At 75.0% G+C, this 16583-nt stretch carries 19 protein-coding genes; 9 read left to right on the top strand and 10 right to left on the bottom strand.

What is annotated here, in order from left to right; translation table 11 throughout:
• Nucleotides 1-36: 36 nt before the first annotated feature.
• A complete protein-coding gene (locus M0638_RS21680) occupies nucleotides 37-750 on the bottom strand; it encodes a TetR/AcrR family transcriptional regulator (protein WP_248669039.1) in 714 nt (237 codons plus the stop codon).
• 177 nt (nucleotides 751-927) lie between these two features.
• Between M0638_RS21680 and M0638_RS21675 the strand changes: the two genes are divergently transcribed.
• Nucleotides 928-1872, top strand: coding sequence for a 4-hydroxy-tetrahydrodipicolinate synthase family protein (locus M0638_RS21675; RefSeq protein ID WP_248669038.1), 945 nt, complete (start codon nucleotides 928-930; stop codon nucleotides 1870-1872).
• Between the two features lie 7 nt (nucleotides 1873-1879).
• A complete protein-coding gene (locus M0638_RS21670) occupies nucleotides 1880-2659 on the top strand; it encodes an SDR family oxidoreductase (RefSeq protein ID WP_248669037.1) in 780 nt (259 codons plus the stop codon).
• A gap of 174 nt (nucleotides 2660-2833) precedes the next feature.
• Here M0638_RS21670 and M0638_RS21665 read toward each other — a convergent pair whose 3' ends face one another.
• The gene (locus tag M0638_RS21665; protein WP_248669036.1) at nucleotides 2834-3307 is read right to left on the bottom strand and encodes an Lrp/AsnC family transcriptional regulator; all 474 of its coding nucleotides are present in this window, start codon (nucleotides 3305-3307) and stop codon (nucleotides 2834-2836) included.
• A 119-nt stretch (nucleotides 3308-3426) separates the two neighbouring features.
• Here M0638_RS21665 and M0638_RS21660 point away from each other — a divergent pair, with 119 nt between their 5' ends.
• Entirely contained in the window at nucleotides 3427-3696 is a 270-nt protein-coding gene (locus M0638_RS21660; RefSeq protein ID WP_248669035.1) for a DUF6356 family protein, read from the top strand.
• Nucleotides 3697-3766: 70 nt separating this feature from the next.
• Here the strand turns inward: M0638_RS21660 and M0638_RS21655 are convergent, their stop codons facing one another.
• A complete protein-coding gene (locus M0638_RS21655) occupies nucleotides 3767-3976 on the bottom strand; it encodes a DUF4169 family protein (RefSeq protein ID WP_248669034.1) in 210 nt (69 codons plus the stop codon).
• A 146-nt stretch (nucleotides 3977-4122) separates the two neighbouring features.
• Here M0638_RS21655 and M0638_RS21650 point away from each other — a divergent pair, with 146 nt between their 5' ends.
• From M0638_RS21650 to M0638_RS21640, 3 genes are all read left to right on the top strand, one after another.
• Entirely contained in the window at nucleotides 4123-4782 is a 660-nt protein-coding gene (locus M0638_RS21650) for a dienelactone hydrolase family protein (protein ID WP_248669033.1), read from the top strand.
• Nucleotides 4783-5155: 373 nt separating this feature from the next.
• Nucleotides 5156-6136 (top strand): ABC transporter permease, encoded by a 981-nt coding sequence (locus M0638_RS21645; protein WP_248669032.1) that lies wholly within the window; start codon nucleotides 5156-5158, stop codon nucleotides 6134-6136.
• A gap of 3 nt (nucleotides 6137-6139) precedes the next feature.
• Entirely contained in the window at nucleotides 6140-6871 is a 732-nt protein-coding gene (locus tag M0638_RS21640; protein ID WP_248669031.1) for an ABC transporter ATP-binding protein, read from the top strand.
• A gap of 287 nt (nucleotides 6872-7158) precedes the next feature.
• Here the strand turns inward: M0638_RS21640 and M0638_RS21635 are convergent, their stop codons facing one another.
• The 7 genes from M0638_RS21635 to lgt all read right to left on the bottom strand — a co-directional run bounded on the left by M0638_RS21635 (nucleotide 7159) and on the right by lgt (nucleotide 13644).
• Nucleotides 7159-7746 (bottom strand): histidine phosphatase family protein, encoded by a 588-nt coding sequence (locus tag M0638_RS21635; protein ID WP_248669030.1) that lies wholly within the window; start codon nucleotides 7744-7746, stop codon nucleotides 7159-7161.
• A 94-nt stretch (nucleotides 7747-7840) separates the two neighbouring features.
• Entirely contained in the window at nucleotides 7841-8464 is a 624-nt protein-coding gene (locus M0638_RS21630) for a glutathione S-transferase family protein (RefSeq protein WP_248669029.1), read from the bottom strand.
• Nucleotides 8465-8547: 83 nt separating this feature from the next.
• Nucleotides 8548-9480 (bottom strand): ribose-phosphate pyrophosphokinase, encoded by a 933-nt coding sequence (locus M0638_RS21625; protein WP_248669028.1) that lies wholly within the window; start codon nucleotides 9478-9480, stop codon nucleotides 8548-8550.
• A 145-nt stretch (nucleotides 9481-9625) separates the two neighbouring features.
• Nucleotides 9626-10768, bottom strand: coding sequence for a hypothetical protein (locus M0638_RS21620; RefSeq protein WP_248669027.1), 1143 nt, complete (start codon nucleotides 10766-10768; stop codon nucleotides 9626-9628).
• A gap of 185 nt (nucleotides 10769-10953) precedes the next feature.
• Complete coding sequence (gene pgeF / locus M0638_RS21615) at nucleotides 10954-11730, bottom strand: peptidoglycan editing factor PgeF (protein WP_248669026.1); 777 nt, start codon at nucleotides 11728-11730, stop codon at nucleotides 10954-10956.
• 10 nt (nucleotides 11731-11740) lie between these two features.
• Entirely contained in the window at nucleotides 11741-12724 is a 984-nt protein-coding gene (locus M0638_RS21610) for a class I SAM-dependent methyltransferase (RefSeq protein ID WP_248669044.1), read from the bottom strand.
• Nucleotides 12725-12795: 71 nt separating this feature from the next.
• Entirely contained in the window at nucleotides 12796-13644 is an 849-nt protein-coding gene (gene lgt, locus M0638_RS21605; RefSeq protein WP_248669025.1) for a prolipoprotein diacylglyceryl transferase, read from the bottom strand.
• A gap of 498 nt (nucleotides 13645-14142) precedes the next feature.
• On the opposite strand from lgt, the gene M0638_RS21600 reads away from it, so the two are divergent.
• From M0638_RS21600 to proC, 3 genes are all read left to right on the top strand, one after another.
• On the top strand, nucleotides 14143-14688 hold the full coding sequence (locus tag M0638_RS21600) for an accessory factor UbiK family protein (protein ID WP_248669024.1): 546 nt from the start codon (nucleotides 14143-14145) through the stop codon (nucleotides 14686-14688).
• Nucleotides 14689-15172: 484 nt separating this feature from the next.
• Complete coding sequence (locus M0638_RS21595; protein WP_248669023.1) at nucleotides 15173-15676, top strand: type III secretion system chaperone family protein; 504 nt, start codon at nucleotides 15173-15175, stop codon at nucleotides 15674-15676.
• 28 nt (nucleotides 15677-15704) lie between these two features.
• On the top strand, nucleotides 15705-16532 hold the full coding sequence (proC, locus tag M0638_RS21590; protein WP_248669022.1) for a pyrroline-5-carboxylate reductase: 828 nt from the start codon (nucleotides 15705-15707) through the stop codon (nucleotides 16530-16532).
• The last annotated feature ends 51 nt before the right edge of the window (nucleotides 16533-16583 follow it).

Below are 16583 nucleotides of genomic sequence, written 5' to 3'. Positions count from 1 at the left end.
GAGCCGCTGAGCGAGGACGCTCAGCTTGAAAATGCTCTAGCGGGCGCCGGCCGGCGGTCCCTCGAAGCCCGCCACGATGAAGGCGACGAGCTGGCCGGTGATGGCCTCGTCGTCCCCCGTGTCGCACAGGCCGCCGGACTGCCGGGCGAGGCGCAGCAGGCTCGGATCGGAATCGGTCAGCACCTGCATCAGCGCGCCCAGGGCGAAATTGTAGCGCCAGAAGATGTCCGCCCGCGCCAGCTCCGGCCGGGCCCTGCCGATCGCCGCGACGAAGCGTTCCACGATCGGGTCCACCCGCTCCTGGAAGAAGCGCGCCGTCTCCGGGCGCGGCAGGGCGCGGACCTGCAGCAGCAGGCGGATCAGCGGCCGGCCGCCGCTCTCGTCGCGGCTCAGCGTGACGGTGGGGCGCACCATGGCTTCGATCACCGCTTCCAGCGTCGGGAAGCCCGGCGCCGCCGCCGCCTCGCACGCCTCCAGCGCCGCCAGCCTCGCCTGGATCGGGCCCATCAGCCGCTCCAGCACCCGCCGCACCAGCTCGTCCTTGCTGCGGTAGTAGTAGTTCACCGCCGCGAGGTTGACCCGCGCACGATCCGTGATCTGGCGCAGAGTCGCCCCGTCGAAGCCGTGCTCCGAGAAGATCGCGATCGCCGCCAGCAGGATGCGCTGCTCCGGCGGCACCTCCGCGTCGCGCCCGGCCGTCCCGGCGGCGGGCGGCACGTCGGACGCGATGGCGGCCCTGGCTGTCGGCATGCGCCGCTTTCCCTCCATCCCGCGGCACGTCCCCCCGTTCGTCCGAGGGGGCAGCCCCGGCCAGCCTACCACGGATCGCCGAAAGGTAGATTTAAACGTCTGTTTGAAATTGCCGTTGCGCCGGCCGCCGGGCCTGTCCTACCCTCCGGCGCATCGGCATTCCGGCGAAGGCAGGCCATGGGCAAGATGCGCATCGAGGGGTCGTTCGTGGCCCTGATCACGCCGTTCAACGCGGATGGCCGCGTCGACTTCGGCGCCTTCCGCACGCTGCTGGACTGGCACGCCGCCAACGGCACCGCGGCGGTGCTGATGATGGGCTCGACCGGCGAGGTCTCGATGCTGGCGCCCGAGGAGCGGCGCGAGCTGGTGGAGCGGACCATGGCGTTCCGCGACGGCCGCATGAGGTTCTTCTACGGCTGCACCGGCAACAGCACCGATGCCACGATCGGCTACCTGCGGCACGCGAAGGCGGCCGGCGCGGACGGCGCCATCCTCGCCGCCCCGGCCTACATCTGCGCGCCCGAGGCCGACATCGAGGCGTACTTCGCCGAGTGCCTGGACGCGGTGGAGCTGCCCGTCGGCATCTACAACAACCCGCCGCGCGTGAAGTCCGACCTGCACTGGGACCACCTGCTGCGCCTGATGCGGCACCCGAACTGCGTGGTGCTGAAGGAGAGCACCACCCGCGTCGGGCAGGTGGCGCAGGTGCTGGCGGCCCGGCCGGACTGCGCGGTGATGTGCTGCGACAGCCCCAACCTCGGCCTCGTCGTTCCCACCATGTCGCTCGGCGGCCACGGCACGGCCAACATGACCGGCAACATCGACCCGGCCGGCATCGCGCGCCTCTCCACCCCCTGGCACGACCCGGCGCAGGCGGCGGTGTTCCGAGAGACCTATCTGCGCCTGCTGCCGCTGCTGCACTTCACCTACAGCGCCATCAACCCGGTGGCGGTGAAGTGCCTGATGAAGGCCGTGGGCCTGCCCGCCGGCGACCTGCGCCGGCCGCTGCGCGCCCTGCCGCCCGAGCACCTCGCGCGCGGCGTCGAGATCGTGCGCCGCCTCGGGCTCGACCGGCAGTACGGCTGGTCGGCCGGGGCCCTGCCCGCCCTCGCGGCCGAGTAGCGCGCCGGTGGATCTCGGCCTGCGCGGCCGGCCCGCCATCGTCTGCGGCGCCAGCCGCGGCATGGGGCGGGCCATCGCCCGCCGCCTCGCGGCCGAGGGGGCGGCGGTGACGATGGCGGCGCGCAACCCGGAAGGGATCGCGGCCGCCGCCGCCGCGATCGCCGCCGAGACCGGCGCCGCCGTCATCCCGGTCGCCGCCGACCTGACCACCGAGGCCGGCCGCGCCGCCGTGCTCGCCGCCTGCCCGCGGCCCGACATCCTGGTCAACAACGGCGACGGCATGCCGCCGGGCGACTACCGCGACTGGGACCGCGAGGCCTGGATACGCGCGCTCGACATGATGATGCTGGCGCCGATCGGCATGATCCGCCTCGTCGCCGACGGCATGATGGCGCGCGGTTTCGGGCGCATCGTCAACCTGGTGTCGCGCAGCGTGAAGTCGCCGCAGGCGGAGCTGGGGCTCTCGAACGGCGCCCGCTCCGGGCTGGTCGGCTTCGTCGCCGGGCTCTCGCGGCAGACCGTGGCGCGCAACGTCACCATCAACAACGTGCTGCCGGGCATCGTGGACACGGATGCGCAGCGCGCGCATGTCGAGGGGCTGGTCGCCGCCACCGGCCGCCCCTTCGAGGTGATCTGGGCCGAGCGCGCCGCCGCCAACCCGACCGGCCGCTACGGCCGCGCCGAGGAGATCGCCGACGCGGTGGCCTTCTTCTGTGCCGCCGGCAGCGGCTTCGTCACCGGCCAGAGCCTGCTGGTCGATGGCGGCCAGTATCCGGGCACCTACTGAGCCGGCGCCTGCCGCCCGGACCGGCCACCCGGACCGGCCGCCCGGACCGCCCTCCATGCCGACGGCGGCGTTCGCTGACCCGTCCGGGGCGCCGCCCCGGACCCCGCGAAGGGGCGAAGCCCCCTTCGAGACCCCCGACGCTTCAGGACGGGTCGAACGATCCCGCCTCGCGTATCAGGGCGCGTAATGCAGCGGCAGGGCCGTGGAGTACTTGATCTGCTCCATGGAGAAGCTGGAGCTGACATCCTGCAGGTCGGCGATCCGGATGAGCTGCTTGTAGACGCCGTCATAGGCCGCGATGTCGGGCACGACGACGCGCAGCAGGTAGTCCATCGTGCCGCTCATCCGGTGGAATTCCAGCACTTCCGGGATGGCGCTCACCGCGCGGCAGAAATTCTCCGCCCAGGCCGCGTTGTGGCTCGCGGTGCGGATGCCGACGAAGACGGTGACGCCCACGCGCATCCTGTGCGCGTCGAGCAGCGCCACGCGCCGGCGGATCACCCCTTCCTCCTCCAGCCGCCGGACCCGCCGCCAGCAGGGCGAGCCGGAGATGCCCACGCGCTCCGCCAGCGCCGCGACGGGGATCGCCGCGTCCTCCTGCAGGATGGCAAGGATCTTGCGGTCGATCGCGTCGAGCTGGAATGCCATGCCCCTGTCAGGCCCCCGATGGGTGAAACCTTGCCGTCTTAGGGCGTGGAAAGGGCAAGTTCGCAACCTTTTTCCCACGCTTCCGGCACACAATGCCCGTCGTCCAGCAGGAGACGCGCATGCCCCGCCTTTCCTTCACCGAACACCCCGCCTCGGTCGGCGAGAGCTATCTCGAGCACATGAGGGTCGCCGCCTGGTTCGGCTGGCGCATGCTGCTGGCCTCGCTCGCCTGCTTCGCGCACGCGCTGCTGCCCTTCCTGTTCACGCGCACCGGCTCGCGGACGATCGAGCTGCTGCACGCGCGCATGGTGCGCAACCGTGTGCGCCACGCCATGCCGGACGCGAATTCCGAAGGCGCCGCGCTGCGGCCGGCCGTCCACCCGGGCTGAGAAGGCAACGGAGCCGGGCGTCGCCCGCCGCGCGTCGCCCGTCCTCGGCGCCCGCCTTCAGGACCTGTCTTCAGCGCCCGCTGCGGTCGGGCGGGTCCACCGCGTCGCCTTCCAGCCGCGCCCCATCCAGCAGGGCACGTCGGCGGGCTTCCGCCTCGGCGTCGCGCTCGCGCTCGGCGCGGGTGCGGCCGTGCTTCGCGCGGTTCGCCGCCGCCTCGCCCGCGGCAGCCTCGCGCGCCTTCGCCTTGCGCACCCGGTTCAGGTTGACGACCTCGCCCATCCGCCGAGGATAGGGCGCCTCGGCGCGCCACGGAATCCCCTCCCGGGGACGTCTCCACCGACGTCTCCACCGATGTCTCCACCGGGAGATCGTGCCGGCCGACCACGGGGCCCACGGCAGCACGGGGCCCACAGCAGGAGGATGCCATGACCGTGCAGCTCAAGGCCGCCGACGGCCACGAATTCGGCGCCTACGTCGCCGGCCCCGAGGACGCGGCCGTCGGCCTCGTGGTCATCCAGGAGATCTTCGGCGTCAACCACCACATGCGCAACGTGTGCGAGGGCTTCGCCGCCCATGGCTACCGGGTGGTCTCGCCGGCGCTGTTCGACCGCGCCGAGCGCGGCGTCGAGCTGGGCTACGGCCCCGAGGACCGACAGCGCGGGCTGGCGCTGCGCGCCGGGATCGGCGAGGCGGCGGTGATGGCCGACGTGGCGGCGGCGGCCGAGTCGCTCGGCGGGCGCCGGCTCGGCATCGTTGGCTACTGCTGGGGCGGCACCATCGCCTGGTGGGGCGCCACCCGCACCGGGCTGTTCCGCGCGGCGGTGGGCTACTACGGCGGCGGCATCGTCGCCACGAAGGACGCCGCGCCGCGCTGCCCGGTGCAGCTGCATTTCGGCGAGCTGGACGGCTCCATCCCGCTCAAGGACGTGGAGGCGATCCGCGCCGCCCAGCCGGGCGTGGAGGTCTTCGTGTACGGGGCGGCGCAGCACGGCTTCGCCTGCGACGAGCGCGAGAGCTTCAAGCCGGATGCCGCGACGCTCGCCGAGGAGCGCACCCTGGCCTTCCTCAACCGGCATCTCGGCTGAGGCGGCCGGCGCGCCTGCCCGGTCGGGGCATCGGGGAATCGTCCCGCCCGCCCCGTGGCGCGGCATCCGCCGCTGCCGCGCTGCGTGGCGCGGATGCGCGGATGGCTGGCCGGCACCTACGGCGAACCGCAGTCCGGTTGGGACGGCGGTTCGCCGTATCTCGTTGTTCCCGGCGCGGATTCATGCCGCCGGGCATGTCCGCCCGCCGGCGATCCGCTCTAGGCGGGCCCCGCCGCCCGGTGCCGCCCGGTGCCGCCCGCCGTGCCGGACGCCGGGCTGGGGCGCGCGGGGCGGGCCTTGGGGTGCCGGGGCGGTCTGGTCTATACGGCCGGGCATGTCCGCCCTGCCCAGTTCCTCCGCGCCCGGTGACGCCATGCCCGGCGCCGCCACGGCGCCGCCGGAAGGTCATCTGCCCCCCGCGCCGCCCGCCGCCCAGGCGGGGCCGCTGCCGCCGCCCGGCGGGCGCGGGGCGGACGGCGCCTCCCGGGGCGGAGCGCCGGCGCGGCCGGAGGGGGAGACCGGCCTGCTGGCCGGCGGCTCCTTCTACGAGTGCGACGCCTCCCAGCCACGCCGGCTGGAGCGGGCGATGGCGGATCTCGGGACCGGGCTGCGACGCTGGCGCCTGGCCTTCGCCCTGGCCTGGCTCGACATCCGCAACCGCTACCGCGGCTCCGTGATCGGGCCGCTCTGGCTGACCCTTTCCACGGCGATCATGGTGGTCGGCCTCGGCGTGCTGTACGCCGCGCTGTTCAAGCTGCCGCTGGTGCAGTTCCTGCCCTTCGTGGCGGTGAGCCTGATACTGTGGAACATGATCAACCAGATCGTCTCCGAGGCCTGCGGCAGCCTGATCGCGGCGGAAGGGATCATCCGCCAGCTCACCCTGCCCTACACCACGCACGTGCTGCGCTGCGTGCTGCGCAACATCGGGGTGGCGGCGCACTCCCTGCCGATCATCCTGGTGGTGTTCGCCTTCTGCGGCACCTGGCCGGGCCTGGGCGGGCTGATGGCGCTGCCCGGCCTCCTGCTGCTCGTGCTGAACAGCTTCGCGGTGGCGATGCTGCTCGGGATGGTGTGCGCGCGCTTCCGCGACATCGCGCCGATCGTGGCGAGCGTGATGCAGATCGCCTTCTTCCTCTCGCCGGTGCTGTGGAAGCCCGAGCTGCTGGGGCGGCACGCGGTGTGGCTGCCGCTCAACCCGGCCTACACGCTGATGGAGACGATGCGCGGGCCGCTGCTGGGCGAGCCGGTCTCGACGCTGGTGTGGCTCTCGGCGGTCTCGTTCACGGTGCTGGCGTGCGCGGCGAGCTTCGCCTTCTTCGTGCGCTTCCGCGGCCGCATCGCCTTCTGGGTCTGAGCGATGGCACGAATCCTGGCCGAGCGGCTGAGCATCGAGTTCCCGCTCTATCACGTCGGCGCGCGCTCGCTGAAGAAGCGGGTGCTGTCGCAGGCGGCGCGCCGGCTGCGCACGGATGCCGCCAACCGGGTGGTGGTATCGGCGCTGCGCGACCTCGAATTCACCATCGGGCATGGAGAGCGCGTGGCGCTGCTCGGCCACAACGGCGCGGGCAAGACGACGCTGCTGCGGACCCTGGCCGGCATCTACGAGCCGGTGGGGGGGCGTCTGCTGGTGGAGGGCGAGATCGGCAGCCTGATCGACCCGGCCGCCGGCACCGACATGGACGCGACGGGGCGCGAGAACATCCTGCTGCGCGGCCTGTTCCGCGGCCTCTCGGAGGCGGAGAGCCAGACGATGCTGGCGCAGGTGGAGAGCTTCAGCGGCCTCGGCGAGTTTCTCGACGTGCCGGTGCGCACCTACTCCACCGGCATGATGCTGCGCCTCGCCTTCGCCATGGCCACCGTCGCCGAGCCGAAGGTGATGCTGATGGACGAGTGGTTCCTGGCGGGCGATGCCGACTTCATGCGCCGCGCCCGCGACCGGCTGGCCGAGCTCGTCCACGGCGCCGAGATCCTGGTGCTCGCCACCCACAACCTCGACATCGCCCGGCAGTGGTGCACCCGCGCCATCCATCTGGAGGCCGGCCGGATCAAGGCCGACGGCCCGATCGACGCGGTGCTGGCGAATTACTGAGGTCGCGCGCCGGCGTGCGGAAGCGCCCGCAGGCGCGCATCTGCTCCCCAGGGGCGCTCCCCTGCAGCGGATCGCCGGCGGGCGGACACGCCCGGCAGCGTGAATCCGCGCTGGAAACAGCGAGCCGCAGCGAACCGCTGTCCCAACCGCTGTAGAGGCGCTACTCGGGGGCGGCGCCCCCCGGTAAGGGCTGCGGCGAGCCGCGTCACGGGCTGCCGTGGCCGCGTCTCGCCCCGGGGATCCGGCGCCTCTTCCGCGCCGCCGGGCGGGTTACGCCCGGGACGGCTCTACAGCGCCGGCGTCAGCATCCAGGTCGATCCGCCGGGGCCCGGCGGCGTCATGTGCAGCGGCAGCGCGTTCGGCGTGCGCACGTTGGCCGGCAGGCCCATCGCCTGGCGCACCGCGCGCCACAGCGCCCCATGCGCCACCACCAGCACCGGGGCGGGCCGCTCGAGCGCCCGGTTGATGGCCGCCACCGCGCGGGCGCGCAGCCCGGCGAAGGTCTCGGCCCCGGCCGGGGTGTAGCCGCCCGCGATCCAGTCGTCGTACCAGTCGCCCATGGGCTGGCCTTCCTGCTCGCCGAAGGACACTTCCCGCAGGTCGTCGTCGTGCGAGACCGGCAGCCCCAGCGCCTCGGCCACGATCGCGGCGGTGACGCTGGCGCGCGAGAGGGGCGAGGCGACGATGTTGGCGATGCCGCGGCCGCGCAGCGCCTCGGCCGCGCGCCGGGCCTGCTCCAGCCCGATGGCGTTCAGGGGGATGTCCACGTTGCCCTGCGACAGCCCCTTGGCGTTCCAGTCCGTCTCGCCGTGGCGGAGGAACCAGAAGGGGGTGGCGGTCAGCCGTTCCGGAATGCCGGCCAGCGGGTCGGTCATCGCATCCTCCGGTGCCTCGCCCGCGGCGGCGCACGGTCCCGGCGGAACCGCGGGCCGCGCAGGGCCGATGTCCTCGGCGCGGGTTCGCGCCGACTCAGGCCGACAGGCCTTCCTGCTCCAGCGCCCGGCGCACCGCCGGGCGGGCCAGCATGCGCTCGAAATGCGCGGCCAGGCGCGGCGGCAGGGGCACGCCGGCGCGCTTCGCCGCCCAGTACTCGACGAAGAACAGCGCCGCGTCGGCCACCGAGTAGCCGGAGGGGAGCACCCAGTCGCCGCCCTGCCACTGCTGGTCGATGATCGCGAAGCCCTTCTCGGCGTTGGCCCGGCCCTGCGCCTTCACCTTGTCGAGGTCGGCCTCGCCCGGCGCGAAATTCGCGGGGCGGAACATCCGGGTGAAGCCCTGCGCGTGGATGGTGCCGGCGACGTAGTCCATCACCTCCAGCGCGCGCACCTGCTCCTCGGGGTCCTTCGGCCAGAGGCCCGCTTCCGGGCTGCTCGTGGCGAGGCAGAAGGCGATGGCGGGCCACTCGGTCAGGATCGGCCTGCCCTCGCGGGCCAGCGCCGGGACCTTGGACTTCGGGTTCACCGCCTTGTAGGCCGGCTGGTGCTGGGCGCCGTCCTTCAGCGCGACCGGTTCCAGCGCGTAGGGCTTGCCGATCTCCTCCAGGATCACGTGGATGCCCATCGAGCAGGCACCCGGGCCGTAATAGAGCTTCATGGCGTAACCCTCCCCTTGCCGGCGCCGCGCGTCGCCCGGGAATCAGCCGGTGCGTCGGCGCGCCGATGCTGCGGCAAGCCGGCTCAGCAGAACAGGGTGGAGACCGAGGATTCCTCGCTGATCCGGCGCATCGCCTCGGCCAGCAGCGGCGCGATGCTGATCTGGCGGATGTTGGAGGAGATGCGCACCGCCTCGGTGGCCTGGATGCTGTCGGTCAGCACCATCGCCTCGATCGGCGAGGCGCCGATGCGCGCCACCGCGCCGCCCGAGAGCACGCCGTGCGTCACGTACACGCTGGCCGAGGAGGCGCCGTTCTTGATCAGCGCCTCGGCCGCGTTGCACAGCGTGCCGCCGGAATCGACGATGTCGTCCACCAGGATGCAGTGCCGGCCGGAGACGTCGCCGATCACGTTCATCACCTCGGAGACGCCGGCGCGCTCGCGGCGCTTGTCGATGATGGCGAGATCGACGTTCAGCCGCGTGGCGATGGCGCGGGCGCGCACCACGCCGCCGACGTCGGGGGAGACCACCATCAGGTCGCGGCCGGGGAAGCGCTCGCGGATGTCGCGGGCGAAGAGCGGGGCGGCGTAGAGGTTGTCCACCGGGATGTCGAAGAAGCCCTGGATCTGCCCGGCGTGCAGGTCGAGCGTCAGCACGCGGTCGGCGCCGGCCTGGGTGATGAGGTTGGCCACCAGCTTGGCGCTGATCGGCGTGCGCGGGCCGGACTTCCGGTCCTGCCGGGCGTAGCCGAAATAGGGCACCACCGCCGTCACCCGCCGCGCCGAGCTGCGCCGCAGCGCGTCGAGCGTGATCAGCAGCTCCATCAGGTTGTCGTTGGCCGGGTAGGAGGTGCTCTGGATGACGAACATGTCCTCGCCGCGCACGTTCTCATGGATCTCGACGAAGATCTCCATGTCGGCGAAGCGGCGCACCGAGGCGCGGGCCAGCGGCAGGTTCAGCGCGGCGGCCACCGCCTCCGCGAGCGGGCGGTTGCTGTTGCAGGCGACGATCTTCATCCGCGTCCGAACTCCGTGCGCGGCCCCGGGGCAGCGGTCACGCGAGGGCCGCCCCGCTTCTAACGGGCGCCGTCAGGGCTGTAAATCGCATGGTGCGTCGCAGCATGTCCCGGCTGCAAGGCCGCTGCCGGCCCCGGGAATGCGGTCAGCGCGGCGCTGCCGGCGCACCGCCGGCGGCGGCCGCGCCGCCCGGCGTGCCACCGCTCGCGACGCCGGCCCCAACCCCGGCCCCAACCCCGGCCCCAACCCCGGCCCCAACCCCGGCCCCAACCCCGGCCCCGGCCCCGGCCACGCCGCCCGGCGCGCCGCCGCCGGCCGCGGCCCCCGCCGTGCCGGCCCCCGCCGTGCCGGCCCCGGTCGCCGCGCCGCCTGCCGGCTCGCGCGGTGCCTGGGCGTTCGCGATCACGGTCTTGACCGCGTCCGCCGCCTCCGCCGCCGCGGCGTAGGCGACGTCGCCCCACATCCCGTTCAGGCTGCCGTTCGGCACCTCGTTGAGCTGCACGGCGCGGCCGAGCTCGTAGCCGTCCACCCGGCTGACCACCCACTGGATCTCCACGCGCTGCTTGCCCGGCACCGCGGCGGTGGCCATGACGACGTGGCCGGAGAGGGCGAAGGCGGCGCCGTCGGCATTGTCCTGCACCACGAGTCCCCTGGACGGCAGCATCTCGCGCATGCGCGTGGTCAGCGCCAGGTTGCCGTCGCCGGGGGCGCCCTCCACCGGCACCAGCCGCACCCGCAGCGGCCCGCCGGTCAGCGTGGCGAGGTCGCTGCCGACCCGCGCGGCCCCGGCCTGCGCCACCAGCCCGGCCAGCCGCGGCCCCACCTCGTCGGCGGCGCGGCGCAGGCGCGGCGCGCCGCCCTCCACCCAGTCCACGGCCCGCATCGGGCTGCCGCGCACCACGCCCAGCTCGTGCCCGTCGGCGTCGATCAGGCGGTAGACCGGCGTGAGGTTGCGCCCGTCGCGCTCGGCCAGCACCGCGACGCGCCAGTCGAGCGGCAGCGGCGCGTCCACGGCGGCGGCCGGGATCTCGGCCTTCTGCAGCGCCTCGGCCAGCGCCGTGGAAAGGGCCGCGGCCTCGGAATCGGGCAGCAGCGCCTCCTGCGGCGGCGGCACCGCGACGCGCATGGCCGGCGGATGCAGCAGGCGCCGCGCCTCGGCGCCGGGCCGGCCCCGGAAGGGCTGCGGCAGGTCGCCGCAGCCGGCGAAAAGGAGCGTGGGCGCGAGCAGGAGCGCAAAGACGAGGTGGCGCAGGAGGCGGCGCATGGGGCGGCGCTGGGGCAGGTGCATGGGGCGCCCGCTTACCCCGCCCCCGGCCCGGCCGCCAGCACGGATCGCCCGGTTGGGCCGCCCTGATCGGGCCGCCCTGATCGGGCCGCCCCGACTGGGCTGCCCCCTGGGCCGCCCCGCCTGGGCCACCCCGCCTGGGCCGCCCCGACCGGGCTGCCCTGGACGGGACCGCCGGCGGGCCGGCTTCAGGTCGCGAGCGCGATGGCCGAAAGCTGGTGCCCGACCGGGCCGCCGCCGGCCAGGGTGGCGGCGCGGTAGGAGAAGAAGCGATCCGGCTCGGCCAGCGTGTCGTGCGGCAGCACCGCCACGGTGCCGAGGCCGAGGGCGGCGAGGCGCGCGGCGCAGTAGCCGGCGAGGTCGAACTGCCAGCGATCCTCGCGCCGGCCGGGGGCGAAGTGGCGCGCATCGGCCGCCGCGCGCGCCAGCACGGCGTCGCGCAGGTCGGGGCCGACCTCGTAGCTCGGCTGGCGGATGCAGGGGCCGAGCACGGCGGCGATCCGGTCGCGACGGGCGCCGAGGCGCTCCATGGCCGCCACCGTCTCCTCCAGCACCCCGGCCAGCGCGCCCCGCCAGCCGGCATGGGCGGCGCCGGCCACCCCGGCCGCCGCGTCGGCGAACAGCACCGGCCCGCAATCGGCCGTCACCACGCCGATGGCGAGGCCGCGCCGGCGCGTCACCACCGCGTCGGCGCGCGGGCGCGCCGCCTCCGGCCAGGGCTCCTCCAGCACGGCGACGGCGGTGCCGTGGACCTGGTGCAGCCCGTGCAGCGCCCCGGCCGGGACGCCCAGCGCCGCGGCGGCGCGGCGCCGATTCTCGCGCACGGCGGCATCCTCGTCGCGGCCGTTCAGCGAGCAGTTCAGCGCGCCGAACGGGCCGGTGGAGACGCCGCCGCGCCTGGTGAAGAAGCCGTGCCGCAGCCCGGGCAGCAGCAGCGCGTCGGCGGTGAGGTATTCGGCGGTCATGGTCGGGGTGTCAGCCTTCGAATCCGGGCGGGGTCGGCAGGGCCGGGTGGCACAGGCAGAGCGCCTTGAACAGCCGCCCCATCCCCTCCGGCGCCAGCAGCCGGTGCGAGGCGGAGAGCAGCGCCCCCGCGCGCGCCGGGGCCAGCCGCGCCAGCATGGCGGTACGGGTGGCGAGCCCCAGGCGCTGCAGGAACAGACCCTGCGGCAGCGGCCCGTGCACGGCGGCGCCGGCGCCGCGCGCGGCGCCGGCGAGGGCGGCGAAGTCGACATGCGCGGTCAGGTCCGCCTCGCCGGGCGGGCCGAGCGGGTCGGCCGGGGCGTGGTGGCGCAGCGCCTGGAGGGAATCGCCGAGTCCGCTCTCGGCCGGGCCGTAGTCCAGCAGCAGCGCGGCGCCGCCCTGCGCGGCGAGCCGGGCGGCGAGGGCGGCGGCGAGGGCGCGGGCGGGCTCGCACACCTCCTGCACCGCGCCCTCGGGGGCCTCGGCCGGCAGGGCGGGGGCGTCCTCGGCCGGCCGCTCGACGAAGGTGCCGCCCGGGGCGCCGGCCAGCACGAAGCGTTCCGTCCAGGCATCCCCGCGCCGCACGAATTGCCGGATCGGCAGGGCGTCGAGGAATTCGTTGGCGATCAGGATCGCCGGGCCGTCCGGCAGCGTGCCGGTGGAGTCGTGCCAGCCGGCGACGGCCTCGCCCAGCCGCCCGCGCTGCGTCGCGCGCAGGGCGGGGGAGGATTCGACCAGATGCAGCCGCAGCGCCCGGCGGAACGGCGCGGCCACCTCGGCCACGGCGCGCAGCGCGTCGGCCATCAGCGTGCCGCGCCCGGGGCCCGCCTCGACCAGCAGCACCGGATCGGGCCGGCCCATCGATTCCCAGGTCACGGCGGCCCAGAGGCCGAGGCACTCGCCGAAGGCCTGGGAAAGCTCCGGCGCGGTGACGAAGTCGCCCCCGGCGCCGAACGGGTCGCGCCGGGCGTAGTAGGCGGCGACCGCGCGCGCCATGAAGCGGTCGAGCCGTTCCGGGGCGCCGCCCACGGCCGGCGGGGCGTCCGTCGGGTCGGGCACGGCGCCGCTCAGGCGGAGCGTCCGGCCGCGTCGGGCGCGGGCACGGCCTGGCGGCGGGTGCGCAGCATCATCCAGGCGCCCACCAGCACCATCGGCACCGACAGGATCTGCCCCATGGTCACCCCCACCGCCGCGTTGCCCAGCAGGAAGCCGAGATGCGCGTCCGGCTGGCGGAACATCTCGCCGATGATCCGCGCCACGCCGTAGCCGGCCAGGAAGGCGCCGGCGACGAAGCCGCGCCGGGCGCGCAGGGCGGGGCGGCGCACCAGGATCTGGAGCAGCACGAACAGCGCCACGCCCTCCAGCCCGAACTGGTAGAGCTGGCTCGGGTGGCGCGGCACCTGCAGCGGGTCGGTCGGGAACACCATGGCCCAGGGCACGTCCGAAGGCCGGCCCCACAGCTCGGCATTGACGAAGTTGGCCAGCCGCCCGAGGCCGAGGCCGATCGGCACCACCGAGGTGACTCGGTCGCCGAAGCGCAGCGGGTCGATCCGGTTGCGCCAGCAGAACACGAAGATGGCGATGATCACGCCGAGCGCGCCGCCGTGGAAGCTCATCCCGCCCTGCCAGACGGCGAAGGCCTCCAGCGGGTGGAACAGGTAGTAGCCGGGCCGGTAGAACAGCACGTAGCCGAGCCGTCCGCCCAGCACCACGCCGAGCGTGGCCCAGGTGACGAAGTCGTCGAGCTGCTCCGTGGTGGCGGCCTCGGGCGGCAGCCGCACCAGCCGTCGCGCCAGGCGCCAGCCGAGCAGGATGCCGGTGATGTAGGCCAGCGCGTACCAGCGTATGGCGAAGGGGCCGATCTGGACCAGCACCGGGTCGAAGGCGGGGAAGGGCAGGGTGAGCAGGGGAGGCATGGGGCGCGGGAAGCTTCCGATCGACGCGTGCGTTTCATGCCGGCACCGGGAGCACGGCGCTACGGGCCGGGCGCCGGCAGCCTCGGCTCCCGGCGGTGGCCCGGCCGTCGCCCCGGGCGCGGCAGGGGGGCGGCAAGGGGGGCGGCAGGGGGACGTGGCATGGGGCGCGACGGGGGCGCCGGCAGCCGGTCCGGGCCGTCCGTCCCATGGTCGGCCCGTCGCGGCGTCGCCGGGCCGGCGGGAGCGCCGTAGCATGGCGCGGTGTCGTGGGGTACGCGTTCGCGCGCCTGGGGAACACGCGTCGCGCGGCGGCCGGTCGATGAAACCGGGGCCCCGCATCCCCAGCTAGGGAGACGGATGCCCCGATCCCGCGTGCCGGATCGGCGCGCGGTATAGGCTGGCGCCGCAGGTCGGGGCAACCCGCCTGCCGTTCGCCGGCCCGGCATGCGCAGGGGCGAGCGGCATGGCCCGGACCGGGCCTGCCACGGGGAGATCTGGATGAGCGAGAACACGGGCGACCGCACGGGCGGCTCCAAGGGCGGCCCCTTCGGCGGCATGGGTGGCGGCATGGGCGGTGGCTCCGGCCGCCGTGGCGGCCTCTTCGACGACCTCGCCGGCGTGGCGGGCGGCGCCTTCTCGGCGCTGGCCGGCGTGCGGGCGGAGATCGAGGCGATGGCCCGCAGCCAGGTGGAGGCGCTGGTGCAGCGCCTGGAGCTGGTGCGGCGGGAGGAGCTGGACGCCGCCATGGAGGTGGCCGCCCGTGCCCGCACCGACGCCGAGGCCATCCGGGCCGAGCATGCCGCGCTGCTGGCGCGCGTCGCGGCGCTGGAGACGACGGTCGGCGTGGCCGCGCCGGCCGTGTCTCCCGCCGCGGCCACGGAGGCGGCCGCGACGCCGCTGACGGAGGCGGAGGAGGCGGCGGTCGCCGTGGCCGAGGCCGCGACGGACGGCTCGCCGAACGGCCCGACGGTCGCCGGCGATGCGCCGGCCGGCTCGCCGGACCCCACGCCCGCCTCGCCGAAGACCGCCGGCGAGAGCCGCTGAGCCGCGCCTCCCTGCCGCGCCCCGTTCCGCCTCGCGCCGGCGGTCCGGCCCTGCCGGCCCGTGCCTTCCCAGCGGGGGGGAGTGCGGCGGGCGGCCGATGCCGGCCCACGCCGGCCGGGGGCCGGTGCGGAGCGGCGCCGGGCACCCGCCTGTCTCCGGGCGAGTCTCCTCCGGGCGAGGCGGTTCCGTCCGCCGGGTCGCCGGCGGATGGTGGTGCCGGAAGGCGTGAAGCCGCTCCCGGTGCCGGGATCCCGCGGCGGGCCGCGCTCCCCGTCCGGCCGCCGCCTGCCCTCCGGCCGGTCCCGGCTGCGCGGAACGGTGCATGTTGCGGCAGGCTTGCGGCGGCGTTTCCCGGCTGCGTAGTCTGATTCCGGTGGCGGCCCCGGGCGAATCACCCAAGATCCTGAATGCCCGATCTTCGGATGCCCCAGATCTTGTCTGCCCAGCCCCGGGGTCCCGTCTCTCAAGGGAAGGAGGTGCCGCGATGTCCGGCTTGATGGCCCTGGAACGCGAGCGTGCCGGGAATCCCCTCGACGTTCTCGAACAGATCGTCACCGCCAACGAATGGGCGTTCGACCGTCGCTCCGACGGCGAGATGGCGGCCGAGGCACCGGGAAAGTGGTGCGACTACGGCCTCTTCTTCTCCTGGGCGCCGGAGATCAGCGCCATGCACTTCTCCTGCGCCTTCGACCTGAAGGTGCCCGCGACCCGGCGCGGCTCGCTCTACGAGCTGCTGGCGCTGGCGAACGAGAAGCTGTGGCTCGGCCATTTCGGGCTGGAGAGCGAGGACGGCGTGCCCGTCTTCCGCCACTCCGTGCTGCTGCGCGGCGCCCCCGGGGCCTCGGCCGAGAGCCTGGAGGACATGGTGGACATCGCCCTGACCGAGTGCGAGCGCTTCTTCCCGGCCTTCCAGTTCGTGCTCTGGGGCGGCAAGGCGCCGGCCGAGGCGTTGCAGGCGGCCATGCTCGACTGCGTGGGGGAGGCATGAGCCGGGCCCTGCCGGCGGGCGCCACGCCATGACGGGGGCAGCGTCGCTGCCGCCGATCCTGCTGGTCGGCTGCGGGCGCATGGGCGGCGCCCTGCTCTCGGGCTGGCTGGAGCAGGGGCTGACCCGGGCCGTGGTGGTGGAGCCCCATGCCGCCGCCGCCGAGGCGCTGGCGGCGCAGTCCGCCGGCCGCGTCCGCGTGGTGCCGGACGCCGATTCCATCCCCGCCGGCTTCGCGCCCGAGGCGGTCGTCCTCGCGATCAAGCCGCAGGAGGCGGCGAACACCGTGCCGCACTACGCGGCGCTCTCCTCCGGCGTCGTGACCCTCTCCATCATGGCCGGCCGCACCATCGGCGGGCTGCACCGGCTGCTCGGCGAGGCGCGCGCGGTGGTGCGGGCCATGCCGAACACGCCGGCGGCGGTGCGCCAGGGCTTCACCGTGGCCTGCGCCGGCGAGGGGGTGACCGCCGGGCAGCGGGCGCTGTGCGACGCGCTGCTGGGCGCGGTGGGCGAGGTCGCCTGGGTCGAGGACGAGGCGCTGCTCGATCCCGTCACCGCCGTCTCCGGCGGCGGCCCGGCCTACGTGTTCCTGCTGGTGGAGCTGCTGCAGCGCGCGGCGGAGAAGCTCGGCATCCCGCCCGATCTGGCGCGGAGCATGGCGCGCTCCACCGTGGCCGGCTCCGGCGCGCTGCTCGCGGTCAGCCGCGGCGAGGCGGCGGAGCTGCGGCAGGCCGTGACCAGCCCCAAGGGAACCACGGAACGCGCCCTCGCCGTGCTGATGGCCGAGGAGGCATGGCCGGCGCTGGTGGACAGGGCCATGGCGGCGGCGACCGACCGCTCCCGGGAACTGGCCGAGTGAGCGGCGCGCCGGGCCGGCCTGCCCGGCGCGCACCCGGCGCCCGCGATCGTT

The organism is Roseomonas acroporae, from assembly GCF_023223525.1.
Lineage (GTDB): Bacteria > Pseudomonadota > Alphaproteobacteria > Acetobacterales > Acetobacteraceae > Roseomonas_E > Roseomonas_E acroporae.
The sequence above is the reverse complement of the archived record's forward strand: the minus strand, read 5'-3'. Positions and strand labels throughout refer to the sequence as shown.